Origin of the sequence: Flavisolibacter nicotianae (assembly GCF_003628535.1) — a bacterium.
Taxonomy (GTDB): Bacteria; Bacteroidota; Bacteroidia; order Chitinophagales; family Chitinophagaceae; genus Flavisolibacter; species Flavisolibacter nicotianae.
On the sequence record NZ_RBCI01000002.1, the window covers coordinates 693,913 to 706,747 of the forward strand.

Here is a 12,835-nt window from a genome sequence, read left to right on the forward strand (position 1 = left end):
ACGCATGCAATTGAAATGTGTGATCATCGACGATGAGCCGCTGGCTCTGGAAGTGCTGAAGCAACACATGGCGCAGATTTCTTTTTTGCAACTGGTGCAAAGCTTTACCGACGCTGTGGCAGGTGAAGCCTTTCTCGCAAATCAACCGGTCGACCTTTTATTTATCGATATCAATATGCCAGATAAAAAAGGCACGGATCTGGTGCAGAGCCTGGCTCAAAAGCCAATGATTGTTTTTACCACGGCCTATAAAAATTACGCGGTGGAAGGCTTTGAGCTGGATGCACTGGATTACCTGGTGAAGCCGATTTCTTTCGAACGCTTTGCCAGGGCCGCACAAAAAGCACTGGAACTTTCGCAGCTAAAACGATCGGTCAAACCGGTTGACGATTGCCTGTATGTGCGGTCGGAATACCAACTGGTGAAACTGCCCTTTGCCGACATCCTTTACATCGAAAGCGTGGAAGATTATTTGAAAATCCATTTAGCAACAGGCCGCCCGGTTATGACCCTCATGACAATGAAAGCAGCCCTGGATAAACTTCCTCCCGGCCAGTTTGAACGCATTCACCGCAGCTACATTGTCTCTCTCTCCAAGATCAAAAGCATCATCAACCGCAAGGTTGCGCTGGTCAACGGTGTTGAACTGCCTGTCAGCAATTCATATGTCGATGTGGTCAGGTCGTGGCGGCGGTAAGCCTGTTCAATCGTCGGGACATTTGTATCGTTCGTCGGCAGATTTTTTGTTTGGTTAAACCCCGCAACGTTTTTCTGTTCTACTGCTTACAAACACCGCCCGCTTATTGCCGACAACTCTACGCTTTTACTAAAAACCACTTACATGAAAATGAAGACCAATCCAGCGAAGGCAGTTGCGGCCTTGCTTTCCGCATCCTTTGTATTTGCCTCCTGTCAGAAAAGCGATCTGAGTGCTGGCACCACCGATTCGTCCACCGCTTCGCCAACCATTGCCGTTGCAGCCACCGGCACAAACAACACGGCCGGTACCGCCGACAGCGTGTATCTTTTGCAACCCTGTCAGCGCGGCGAAAGGCGTGATACCGTTGCTCAGTCGGCACTGCCATCATCCGTGTCGGCGTACATCGACGCCAACTACAGCGGCGCCAGTTTTGCCAAAGCCTTTGCGCTGAAAAACAGTTCGGCCGTCGTAACGGGCTACGTGGTTGTGATCTATTACGACAACAAGCCCGTGGGCCTGCAATTCGACAGCACCGGGGCATTTGTAAAAGTGTTGGAGCAGCGTGAAAAAGGAGACCTTGAAGGACCCGGACATCACCACGGCGGCCGCTTCGAGGACAGGGACGGCCAGCAACGCGATACCGTCGCCCTTGCTGCATTGCCGGCTGCTGTCACAACCTACTTCGCAGCGAATTATGCAACCGATACGCTGGTGAAAGCTTTCCGCAGCCGGGATAACGGCATCATCGTCCTGTCGAAGAACAACGGTTTGTTTGCCACTGTCTTTACAGCCGTTGGCGTGTTTGTCAAACGCGAAACATTACCGGCAAAGCCCGGCCAGATCCAGGGCATTGAACTGGTAGCACTTCCTTCTGTGGCCGCCAACTACCTTTCGCAAACCTACCCGAACTATGTCTTCAAAAAGGCATTTTCCATTTCGCAGGGCGGCGTTGTGAAAGGCTTCGTGGTGTTCATCGATGCCAACAATACCAAGTATGCCGTTGAATTTGATGCCAGCGGAAGTTTTGTGAGAGCAAAAACCATTCAATAACAAACAGCCGTCCGGCTTCGCACCGGGCGGCTGTTTTTCCTTTCAATCAGCATGAAGAAAGTCATTGTGTTTCTTACGGCCGTTGTCATGGCCCTCACGGCCTGTACAAAAAGCGGCGCCGATACGAGTTTTACGCCGGATTGCGCCACTCCCAAGTCTTATGCGGCGGATGTCAGCCCGATCCTGCAGGTCTCCTGCAACACAGTTGGCTGTCATGCATCGGGCAGCCACGAAGGCCCGGGTGCGCTGGTAACCTACCAGCAGGTGTACAACAACCGGTCTGGCATACGGAAATCGGTGGCCAACGGCAGCATGCCGGAAGGATCGACCTTAACGGCTGCCGAGAAGAACGCCATCATTTGCTGGATCGATAACGGTGCTGCAAACAACTAATGCAAGCACGACAAAACGGGAATTCTCAAAAAGCAGATGCGTTGGCAGGAAAGATGTGTCTGTCCTGAACCGTTGGTCGAGGACCGCTCTTCGGAGCGGTCTTTTTTTTATCAGGAATTTTTTTTGCCGGGCGGCAATCCGGTTGCTTTCATCACGGCGCCCTTGCCAAACTGGTCTTTGATGGTGTCGACGGCTTTGAACAATTGCAGTTTCTCCGCCGAATTATCGAACAAATTCATCTGCATCGACATCGGCACAAGGTGGCTGAATTTAACGCCAACCAGCCGCACCTTCCGGCCCCTTTGATACAGTTTCGTTAACAGGTCCTTCACTTTTGCCAGGAGCACGTTGTCGAGGGCCGTGTAGTCGATCACTTCCTGCTTCGACACGGTGGTGAAATCGTCGTACCGCAGTTTTACCGTTACACAGCCTGTAAATTTTTCTTCCTTGCGCAGGTCATAGGCGTTTTTCTCGGTAAGACGCACCAGCTCTTTGTGCAGGAACGGTACGTCACTGCTGTCTTCACCAAATGTATTTTCGTGTGAAAGGGATTTTTGCTCGCTGTAGGCCTCTACCGGAGAGTCGTACATGCCGTTTGCTTTTTCCCACAGCTTTCGCCCCCATTTGCCAAACACAAACTCCAGTTGCTGCACCGGCGTGGCGGCCAACTGGCCAATACGGTCGATGCCGATTGCTCGCAATTGTTCCTGCGTTTGTTTCCCCACCATGGGGATTTTATCTACCGTAAGCGGCCAGAGAAAATCCGTTTCTTTCCCGTGCGCCACTTCCAAAAAACCATTTGGCTTGGCTTCGTTGGTGGCCATTTTGCTTACCAGTTTGTTGGCCGACAAGCCATAGGAGATAGGCAGGCCGGTTTCGCGGATAATCTTTTCCCGCAATTCCCTTGTATAGCGGCTTACGCCGAAAAATTTTTCCATTCCGGTGAGGTCCACATAAAACTCATCGATCGATGCTTTTTCGTAAAGCGGAACCGCATCGGCAATGATCTGGGTGACAAGCCGGGAGTAGTGGCTGTACTCGTGGTAACTTCCTTTCAGGAAAACGGCCTGCGGGCACAAGCGCTTTGCCGTGAGCGAAGGCATGGCGCTTTGGATTCCAAACTTCCGGGCTTCGTAGCTGCAGGCGGCTACAATCCCCCGTTGGCCATCGCCGCCCACGATGAGCGGTTTGCCCCGGAGCGAAGGATTTTTCAGCACCTCCACCGACACGAAAAAGGCATCGAGGTCAAAATGAGCAATGGATCGTAGAGGAGTGTTCACATCTCAAAAGTACAGGAAGGCGCTAGTTTTGTCCTGCTGGGATGTGTTGCAAACAGGCATGGTTTTTTGTCCTAGCGATTTATTAACACGGATTAAACTTCGATTGGTGATTGTTATGAAAGCCTTTAAAAGAGCAAACGGGAAGCGGCTATTTTTTGTACCGGTGATCCTGCTTTTCAGCCTTTGCTGCGAAGCCCAAAAACCGGATACCCTGATCCGGAAACTGGACAGCCTAAGCCAGAAAACCGATAGCGCCGGGAAGCAACTCAATAACACCAACCCCAGGGCTTACAACGAAGCCACACAATTTACCCTTTCGTCATTTTTCATTTTGCAGGGTAGTAACCTGAAGCAGGCATTCACCAAGCCGTTTCACATGACAGGACGGGATTGGGGGAAGCTGGGAAAATTTGTGGTGCTTACCGGTGCGTTATCACTACTGGACGAACCTGTGCAGCGGAGGGCACTTGACCTGCGGGAACACAACAACGGGCTGCGGGCCATCAGCCGGCAGATCACCAATTTCGGCGGCATTTACGAAGGCTACACGCTGGGTGCCCTTGGCGCCTATGGCTTTTTGTTCAAGAACAAAAAAATGCAAACCACCACCCTGCTGGCCCTGCAGTCGTATATCACCGGGGCGGCGGTGGAAAGTGTTCTCAAATTCTTAAGCGGCCGGCAAAGGCCTTATGTCGTCAACCAGAAGCAGGTGGAGGCAGAGCCTGCGTTCCGCGGACCTTTTCATGTGATGCGGGATGCCGACGGCAACCGGCTTAACAGTTCCTTCCCTTCCGGACATACCACGGTGGCTTTTGCCGCTGCGACGGTTTATGCCCTCGAGTACAAAGACCGTCCCTGGGTGCCGGTGCTGGCCTATTCCGCCGCATCGCTGATTGGCCTGAGCCGCATCACAGAGAACAAGCACTGGCTGACCGATGTGGCGGTAGGCGCCACCCTAGGCTACCTGACCGGGCGGCAGGTGGTGAACAATTATCACCGGTATGCTAAACTGAAATCGCCAAAACAGACGCGAAATTCCGTTAGCTTTTCGATGGGCTACAGCAACGGGCAACTCCTGCCTGGAATGGTGTGGCGGTTTTGAAAACGTGGGATGCGAGACGACAAACGTGAAACGAGAGGATTGCATTCCCATTCCATGGTTTTATGGACAGTGTTCCACCTCACGGAAACAAAAAAGTCCTGCATCACTGCAGGACTTTTTTTATGCGAACGAGATACGATTAATATCTTTTTTTGTAACCGCCACCGCCGCCGCTGAAGCCGCCGCCGCCATTACCACCGCGGAAGCCGCCACCGCCACCCTGGCGAGAAGGCTTGTCTTCTTTGGGTTTCGCTTCCATCACGCGGATGGTGCGGTTGTCAACTGAAGCCTGGTCCAGTTCCGCAATTGCTTTTTTTGCTGCTTCGTCATCACTCATTTCTACAAAGCCAAAGCCGCGGCTTTTGCCTGTGAATTTGTCGGTGATCACTTTTGCAGATGTCACTTCACCATACTCGGCGAAAAATTCTCTCAAGTCTTCATCCTGAATGTTGAAGCTCAAGTTGGAAACGTAAATGTTCATACTTTCTTTTAGATAAAAATTAAAAATCTGAGGCGAGGCAAGAAAGCAAAGGTGAAACTAACAGCAGAGAAAAAACGTAGCAGATTAATTCAACACTTAACCTAATGCGATGCTCAATAACAGAACAAATGTACAGGAATGATACCATCATCGGAAATTTATCTTGTTAAGGAAAGGTTACCGAAAAATGCGCGGGTTCTTAACAACTTCTCTTAGGGCAATGGCGTATTTTCGCGTCGTTAATTTCTTCAGTCTTTCCGCGCATTTGGTCAAAGATTCGTAGATGAATGTTAATTCTTAATTCAATTGTTTCGTCGTGATTTTTGTTATCCTCTTTTTTGTACTGCACTGGTACCTGTCTCTTTTTTCCCAAACGTTTTTTCAACACCGCTACGCTGCTCACAAGTCGTTTGACATGAGCAGAGGTTGGGAAAAATTCTTCTTTTTCTTTGCCTGGCTGACGCAGGGTTCCTCTTACCTGAGCCCGAGAGCCTATGGCATCATGCACCGGATTCACCACGCTTATACCGATACGGAGCTAGATCCGCATTCGCCTTCGTACGATAAAAACCTGTTCGCCATGATGTGGCGCACCAAAAAGATTTATTCGGACATTTTGTACGAACGCACCGCCATTGAACCCCGCTTTACCAAGAACGTTCCGGCCTGGAAAAGCTTTGACCTGTTTGCCAGCAGCTGGGGCTCCCGTGTTTTCTGGATCGGCGTGTACGTGGCCCTGTACCTTCTTTTTGCGCCTTCGGCCTGGTTCCTCGTACTGGTTCCTGTCCATGCTGTGATGGGCCCGCTGCACGGTGTCATCATCAACTGGTATGCACACAAGTACGGCGACGTGAACTTTGAAACCGACAACACCTCCAAAAACCTGTTCAAGGTCGACTGGCTGATGTTTGGCGAAGGTTATCACAACAACCACCACGTTCACCCGAGCCGCAGCAACTTTGCCGCCCGGAAGGGAGAGTTTGATCCCTGTTACCCGCTGATCCTGCTGCTGAACAAGATCGGCGTGATCAAAGTGAACAACAGCCTGCAGCCGGCATAAGGTCTCCCCCGGTTATCAGCCCACTCAATCCCCCGAGGGGGACATGGCACACGCACAGAACCTGGCTTTTGCACGATACTGAAACGCCTCCATCATTTCTTTGATGGAGGCGTTTTTTATTCGATTGAAACAATACAACAGGAGAGAAGCTGCTACTTTTTCTTTCTAAGCAATTCCGGAAAGTAGCCGTGTGCTCTTCCACTTACGGACGCATTTGCCGCTACGGTTTTGTACACGATCAGCGAATTGTCACCGATGCCTCCTCCATTCGCCAGGGATCGGTTCTCAAAGGAAGAATGGCTGACCAGCACCGAGCCGCCCAGCTTGTAATCAGAGCCCATTGCCGTTTTTGCCGGCGCTTTTATCCTGACCTGTTCGAGGAGCAAATGCGCTTTTGCCGAACTGTGCCCGGTGGTGACAAAGGGCACCGGCGAGGCGTCCATCACGTTGTTGACGAGGGCAAATGCGTTACCGACAATCGTATAAAATTTCAGCGCTGCTGAGTGAATGTTCGAGAGCCGGTTGCCGTAAAAATTGAAGCTGCCCTTGACATTGGAAACGGCGCAATCCACGTTTTCAAACGAGCAATGAATCAGGGGGTTGGTCAGCACGTTAAAGCCCTCGGAAGCGTACGCTGCTCCTTCGCCTTTGGCTGTTTGTATGTTTTTGAAAACACAATCCACCAACATAAAGCCATCCCCCATCCGGTGGTTGCCAACGGCCATGCCGGTGCCACCATTTTCAAAGCGGCAGCGGTAAATCATGTTGGCCTGCAGCGCCGCACCGGTGTTGCCACGCTTTTTGTCCGGCGACTGGTTGTTGACCCAGTCAAAGTCCGTGGTCTTTGATTCGGCGCCCGGCTTGTTTTCAAAGCCCATGTCCACAAACGTGGAATAGCCGGCGCCATCAGAAACGATCGTGCCTTTTCCCGTTGTACTCACCAGGACCGACCGATCGGCGCCTTCTCCCCAAAAACCGCCGCCGGCCAGGTGATCGAGGAACAGGGGTTCGCTCAGTTCATATTTACCGGCCGGGAAAAACAGGGGTTCAGATATGCCGCCTTTCTCCGCGGCATCCAGGGCCCGCTGGATGGCGGCCCGGTCGTCCTTGCCGTCGTTGGGAACGGCGCCAAAATCCTTGACGTTCAGCATCAGTTCCGGGAGGTTGGCAATGCGGGGGCCGGCGGCCAGCTGGTAGGCGGAAAAATCGGGCAGCTGCACGGTCGCGGAATCGGCGGTCGAAAGAAACGACAGCCTTGGGGGAATGGCCTTGCCGGCGGCCTGCATAGCGGCTTTGGTGATTGGCTCATTGAAGGGTTTGTGGTAATCGCTTGTATTGGTCAGCATCCAGAGGTCACCCATGGATTGCACCGTTGTGCTGGCACCAATCACAAACGGTCCCGGTGCTGCATCATAACTCAGCCCGTACTTGTTGCCAAAGCTGATCACGGTTGAAGGCCCGGCGCTGTGTACTGTCACACCGACTGAGCTCTTGTCTTCAGGACCGGGGTAGTTGACATTTTCCAGCAGCAGCAGCGTTCCATTGGCGTTGTAGTCGGCGTAGTGAACCATGCTGCCCAGTGTGTTGGCCCGTAGCGCTACATTCACCACGGCTGTGGTCTGTGGCACTTTCAGCAGCATTTCGTTCGGGCTGCTGCCGTTGTTTCCTTCCGTGCGAATGCCCTCGACCAGGTGGTGGCCAAACGGCGAAGGCGACTGGATGACAATGTCTGCATCGCCCCTGGTACCCTGCATGCCAAAGGCCCGCCCTTCCAGGTGCCCCCGGACCAGCTGGATGTGAATGCGGTTGTATTGCAGGTTGCCACCGAACACCATTGCTTTCGCCTGCGGATGCGCAATCTGCAATCCTATATCACTGCTTTTTAAGTTGCATCCCTGGACCTGAAACTCACCCGGTGCCTGTAACCGAAGTGCCGTGCCGTCTTTTCCGGCCGATGCCAGGATGTTCATGAATGTCAGAAGGCAACGGCCGTAATCTGCCACATCCAGCACGGCCGCATCTTTGGCTGTGTTGTTGATGATGTTGAAATTACCAATCGTCAGGCTACGGCTTCCTTTGATGGTGATGGATCCCTGCAACTGGGTGCATAGTCGGCCGGCACCCCAGATCAACCCGCTTTGCCACCCGCTGATCTGAAGGTTGCCAATGTTGTAGACACCGGGTTTAAAGTAAAGGTTCTGCTTGCGGTTTAGCATTCCTTGTATTTCTGCAGACGTTGCATTGAGCGGCACCGGCGTCAGGCGAACCGCTTTACCCTGTGCGGCCCTGGGACCCGGTTGCGGCTGTGCGTTTACTGCGCAGGCAAGTGCGACAATCAAAAAGGCCAGGAGCGGAAGTGTTCTTTTTATCATGAAAGCGCTTTGTGAATAAGCTGCTATGAAGTTGCAACAGCTTTTACAAAGCATTTGTTATTTGTTGACAAGATGGGTTTGAATTTTTTCGGCCGCGATTCTTCACCACATTGCCCATTTTCTTTTTCTCCGCGGTGAAAACTTCTCTCCCTAATTTTATCCTTCTTAAAAAATCAACCGGTATGCAAACAGCATGGAAAGATTACCAGAAACAAAACGAGCAACGATTTTTAGATGAAATGCTGGAGCTCCTGCGCATTCCGTCCGTGAGTGCCAAAAGTGAGCACAAAGACGATATGCGCAGGTGTGCGGAACTGGTGCGTCAGCGCCTCCTTGATTCTGGCTGCGACAGGGCCGACGTCATGGAAACGGCCGGGCATCCGGTTGTCTATGGCGAAAAGATCATTGACCCGGCAAAACCCACTGTTTTGGTCTATGGCCATTACGATGTACAGCCGGCCGATCCGCTGGAGCTGTGGCACAGCGGGCCGTTTGAGCCGGTGATCAAAGACGGGAAGGTGTTTGCCCGCGGCAGCGCCGACGACAAAGGCCAGTTTTACATGCACGTAAAAGCGCTGGAAACAATGGTGAAAACAGGCAGCCTTGAAACCAACATCAAGTTTTTGATCGAAGGCGAAGAAGAAGTGGGCTCGCCCAACCTGGCGGATTTTGTCCGGCAGAATAAAGCACTGCTGAAAGCCGATGTGATCCTCATCAGCGACAGCTCCATGATCAGCATGGAAAACCCGTCGCTGGACATTGGTGTTCGTGGCCTGTCATACATCGAGGTGGAAGTAACGGGACCAAACCGTGACCTGCACAGCGGAACATACGGCGGTGCCGTGGCCAATCCGATCACCATACTTGCGAAAATGATCGCCTCCCTGCACGATCAAAACAATCACATTTCTATCCCCGGTTTTTACGATGACGTGGTGGAAGCCACGAAAGCGGAAAGAGAGCTAATGGGCCGTGCGCCATTTGACGAGGACGATTACAAGCAAGACCTTGGTGTAAACGAATTGTGGGGTGAAAACGGATTTACCACAAACGAACGGACCGGCATTCGCCCGACACTGGAAGTGAACGGCATTTGGGGAGGTTATACCGGCGAAGGTGCCAAAACCGTGTTGCCGTCAAAAGCCACGGCCAAGATTTCTGCACGGTTAGTTCCCAACCAGGACTCACGCAAAATAACGGACCTGCTGCTGGCGCATTTTAAAAAAATAGCACCCGCTTCCGTTACCGTTCATGCCTTTGAACACCATGGCGGTGAGCCTTACATGACACCGATCGACAGCAAAGGCTACCAGGCCGCGGCCAAGGCCATTCAAACAACGTTTGGCAAAGAACCCGTGCCAGTGCGTGGCGGTGGTTCCATTCCCATCTGTTCAATTTTGGAAAAAGAACTGGGGATCAAGATCGTGTTCATGGGCTTTGGACTGGACAACGACAACCTGCACTCGCCCAACGAAAAATACAACCTGGAGAATTACTACAAAGGCATCGAAACCATTCCCTACTTCCACAAGTTTTTTGCACAGAGCTAAAGCAAAGAAATGAAATCCGTTGACGGGAGTTCACAGGCCTTGCTTTCAAGCAAGCCTTGTGAACTTTTTTATTGGGTTAACGTTGTGTTGTTTTTGCTCTGAGAACATGGTTCACGACGGTTTCCAGCAAAGGATTTGTTCTTACTTTCGGAAACGAAATTTTTCACATGCAGGAGGAAAAACTAAGCGCCTATATCAGGAAACGGCTGGCCGAATTGGACAGCCAAAAAGACCTGAAGGAGATTGTATACAAAGGCCGGTTGTCGTTTGGCGTGGACTCCACCGTGTTTGGTCATTTGCCTGCGTGGAAAGCATTGGTGAAGCAAAAAAAGCATTTGGTGAAATGGATCTGGATATGCCTTCCTGGTGTCTTTCACCATCATCTTCATCACGGGTGATTATTACGAAAAGTTTGCGCAGAACTGGATGAAAGCCACCGCTGCACTGGTTTTGCTTTCCGGTTGCATCATGATCTTTTATGTCATCACGGCGTTTTATACCTTATTTTACAAGTTCCGGAAAACGGAAAGAGAAGTGAGAAAATTAATTTACCAGGACATTTTGCACCAATTAGAAAAAGAAAAGAGTAGCGTGTGAAAAAAGAAGCCAAAGAAAAATTACGGTTGGATAAATACCTCTGGTCGATCCGCCTGTTTAAAACAAGAACACTGGCGGCAGCAGCCTGCGATACCGGCAAGGTCAAACAGGCCGGTACATCGGTAAAAGCAGCCAAGAGCGTAAGCATCGGCGACGAGTATGAAGTGAAAACCGAAGCCAAAAAGTGGATCATCAAAGTGACGGGTTTGCTGCACAACCGCATGGCCTATTCCGAAGCCATCAATTACTACATAGACTTAACGCCGGCCGAGGAAATCGACCGTACGCAGTTCCAGGCCGCGTCCTTTTACACCGGCAAACGGCCAAGTAAAGTGGGGCGGCCCACCAAGAAATTGCGCAGGGAGCTGGATGAGTTTTTGGGGGAAGAAGAGGAGTAATGTGAAAATGTGCAGATGTGAAAATGAGAAAATGCTAATTGGATAATGTAAGAATGGGTTGTTTTGCCCGGCTGTGTTCCGAAGGATGAAGGGTGCGACGCAACAGGTGTTCAATCGACGTTCCATCGCTGGAAACATAAAAATATATCGGTCCACCGGAGCTTAAGCTTCCTTTCTTTTTCTATTAACGGGATGCCCCTCTGGGGCAAACAATACTGTTGGTGGGAACGCCAAGCGGCAATAAAAAGCCTCCATCAAAAAGGATGATGGAGGCTTTTTTATTTCGTGCAAAAGCAGGGGTCTGTGCATGTGCCAGGTCCCCTTGGGGATTGAGGGGGCTGATGGCCGGGTGAGGTTTACTTCCTGCTGTAATTCGGCGCTTCCCGTGTGATTTCCACGTCGTGGGTGTGGCTTTCCCGCATACCGGCGTTGGTGATCTTGACAAAGGTGGCCTGCTGCAGGTCGGCAATGCTTTTGGCACCGCAATATCCCATGCCTGCACGAAGACCACCGACGTACTGGTAAACGATCTCCTTCAGCATGCCTTTATAGGCCACACGGCCTTCGATGCCTTCGGGAACATATTTTTTTACATCGGCTTCGGGATCCTGGAAATAGCGGTCGCTGCTGCCGGTGGACATGGCGCCCAGCGAACCCATACCGCGGTATTCCTTGAACTTCCTTCCTTCGTAAATGATGGTATCGCCGGGGCTTTCTTCGGTACCCGCAAACACGCTTCCCATCATCACCACATCGGCACCTGCGGCGAGGGCTTTCACCATATCGCCGGTGTAGCGGATACCGCCATCGGCGATCAGCGGGATGCCCCGCTTTTGAAGGGCTGCATTGGCCTGCATAATGGCCGTGAGTTGCGGCACACCGGCACCGGCAACGATACGGGTAGTACAAATTGAGCCCGGGCCGATGCCCACTTTCACGGCGTCGGCGCCTGCATCGGCCAGCGCTTCGGCACCTTCGGTGGTAGCGATGTTGCCGGCAATGACGTTGATGTCTTTGAAATTCTTTTTGACGCTTTTCAGCGAATCGATGATTCCTTTGGAATGGCCGTGTGCACTATCGAGGCAAAGCACATCGACGCCCACATGCTGCAGGGCGGCCACACGGTCCAGCAAGTCCATCGTCACGCCAATGGCGGCACCAACACGCAGGCGGCCAAAGGCATCTTTGACAGCGTTGGGATAGGAGGTGACCTGCAAAATATCGCGGTAGGTAATCAGGCCAATTAATTTTCCGTCACCATCAACAACGGGTAGTTTTTCCACCTTGGTCTGGCGAAGGATCTTTTCGGCTGCTTTCAGGTCGGTTCCTTCGGGTGCGGTCACCAGGTTTTCCCTGGTCATCACTTCACTCACGGGCCGTTGCGGGTTTTCCTGGAAACGGAGGTCGCGGTTGGTGAGGATGCCGGCCAGCTTGCCTTTTTCATCGACAATGGGAATGCCGCCGATCTTGTTTTCCCGCATGATGCGCAGGGCATCGCCAACGATGGCGTTGTCTTTTAAGGTGATCGGGTCGACGATCAGGCCGCTTTCGCTGCGTTTTACTTTGCGTACCTGGTCGGCCTGCTTTTCAATGGTCATGTTCTTGTGCAGGATGCCCAATCCGCCTTCCCGTGCCAGGGCGATGGCGAGAGCGGCTTCCGTTACGGTATCCATAGCCGCGGAGAGCATGGGGATGTTTAGCGTGATGTCTTTGGTGAGACGGGTTTTGATGTCAACATCACGGGGTAAAATTTCAGAATAAGCCGGAACAAGAAGAACGTCGTCGAATGTTAAGCCTTCAATGAAAGTCTTTTGCGTGGAGTTTGTTGCCATAGGCAAAGATAGGGGAAGAG

Annotated in this window: 13 protein-coding genes; 9 read left to right on the forward strand and 4 right to left on the reverse strand. The window is 51.9% G+C overall.

Features of this window, described 5'->3' with window-relative positions:
* Window positions 1-4 precede the first annotated feature (4 nt).
* From D6024_RS08075 to D6024_RS08085, 3 genes are all read left to right on the forward strand, one after another.
* On the forward strand, window positions 5-697 hold the full coding sequence (locus D6024_RS08075) for a LytR/AlgR family response regulator transcription factor (protein WP_121354059.1): 693 nt from the start codon (window positions 5-7) through the stop codon (window positions 695-697).
* Window positions 698-841: 144 nt separating this feature from the next.
* Window positions 842-1,750, forward strand: a complete 909-nt coding sequence (locus D6024_RS08080) for a PepSY-like domain-containing protein (RefSeq protein WP_121354060.1) — start codon at window positions 842-844, stop codon at window positions 1,748-1,750.
* A 51-nt stretch (window positions 1,751-1,801) separates the two neighbouring features.
* Window positions 1,802-2,143 (forward strand): hypothetical protein, encoded by a 342-nt coding sequence (locus tag D6024_RS08085; protein WP_121354061.1) that lies wholly within the window; start codon window positions 1,802-1,804, stop codon window positions 2,141-2,143.
* Between the two features lie 110 nt (window positions 2,144-2,253).
* On the opposite strand, the gene dinB is transcribed toward D6024_RS08085, so the two are convergent.
* A complete protein-coding gene (gene dinB, locus D6024_RS08090; protein WP_121354062.1) occupies window positions 2,254-3,423 on the reverse strand; it encodes a DNA polymerase IV in 1,170 nt (389 codons plus the stop codon).
* 115 nt (window positions 3,424-3,538) lie between these two features.
* Between dinB and D6024_RS08095 the strand changes: the two genes are divergently transcribed.
* On the forward strand, window positions 3,539-4,525 hold the full coding sequence (locus D6024_RS08095; protein WP_162944627.1) for a phosphatase PAP2 family protein: 987 nt from the start codon (window positions 3,539-3,541) through the stop codon (window positions 4,523-4,525).
* Window positions 4,526-4,664: 139 nt separating this feature from the next.
* On the opposite strand, the gene D6024_RS08100 is transcribed toward D6024_RS08095, so the two are convergent.
* Complete coding sequence (locus D6024_RS08100) at window positions 4,665-5,006, reverse strand: RNA recognition motif domain-containing protein (protein WP_121354063.1); 342 nt, start codon at window positions 5,004-5,006, stop codon at window positions 4,665-4,667.
* 316 nt (window positions 5,007-5,322) lie between these two features.
* On the opposite strand from D6024_RS08100, the gene D6024_RS08105 reads away from it, so the two are divergent.
* Window positions 5,323-6,066 carry an acyl-CoA desaturase gene (locus D6024_RS08105; RefSeq protein ID WP_240409985.1) on the forward strand — a complete coding sequence of 248 codons (744 nt, stop codon included), beginning with the start codon at window positions 5,323-5,325 and terminating at the stop codon, window positions 6,064-6,066.
* Window positions 6,067-6,218: 152 nt separating this feature from the next.
* Here the strand turns inward: D6024_RS08105 and D6024_RS08110 are convergent, their stop codons facing one another.
* On the reverse strand, window positions 6,219-8,438 hold the full coding sequence (locus tag D6024_RS08110) for a glycosyl hydrolase family 28-related protein (RefSeq protein ID WP_162944628.1): 2,220 nt from the start codon (window positions 8,436-8,438) through the stop codon (window positions 6,219-6,221).
* 182 nt (window positions 8,439-8,620) lie between these two features.
* On the opposite strand from D6024_RS08110, the gene D6024_RS08115 reads away from it, so the two are divergent.
* The 4 genes from D6024_RS08115 (at window position 8,621) to D6024_RS08130 (ending at window position 10,983) form a co-directional block, all read left to right on the forward strand.
* Window positions 8,621-9,988 carry a dipeptidase gene (locus D6024_RS08115; RefSeq protein WP_121354065.1) on the forward strand — a complete coding sequence of 456 codons (1,368 nt, stop codon included), beginning with the start codon at window positions 8,621-8,623 and terminating at the stop codon, window positions 9,986-9,988.
* A 167-nt stretch (window positions 9,989-10,155) separates the two neighbouring features.
* Window positions 10,156-10,386, forward strand: a complete 231-nt coding sequence (locus D6024_RS08120) for a hypothetical protein (RefSeq protein ID WP_121354066.1) — start codon at window positions 10,156-10,158, stop codon at window positions 10,384-10,386.
* On the forward strand, window positions 10,355-10,585 hold the full coding sequence (locus D6024_RS08125) for a hypothetical protein (protein WP_121354067.1): 231 nt from the start codon (window positions 10,355-10,357) through the stop codon (window positions 10,583-10,585). Before D6024_RS08120 ends, D6024_RS08125 begins: the two co-directional genes overlap by 32 nt.
* Complete coding sequence (locus tag D6024_RS08130) at window positions 10,582-10,983, forward strand: RNA-binding S4 domain-containing protein (RefSeq protein WP_121354068.1); 402 nt, start codon at window positions 10,582-10,584, stop codon at window positions 10,981-10,983. The genes D6024_RS08125 and D6024_RS08130 overlap by 4 nt, the downstream gene beginning before the upstream one ends.
* Before the next feature lie 356 nt (window positions 10,984-11,339).
* Here D6024_RS08130 and guaB read toward each other — a convergent pair whose 3' ends face one another.
* Entirely contained in the window at window positions 11,340-12,815 is a 1,476-nt protein-coding gene (gene guaB, locus D6024_RS08135; protein WP_121354069.1) for an IMP dehydrogenase, read from the reverse strand.
* Window positions 12,816-12,835 lie beyond the last annotated feature (20 nt).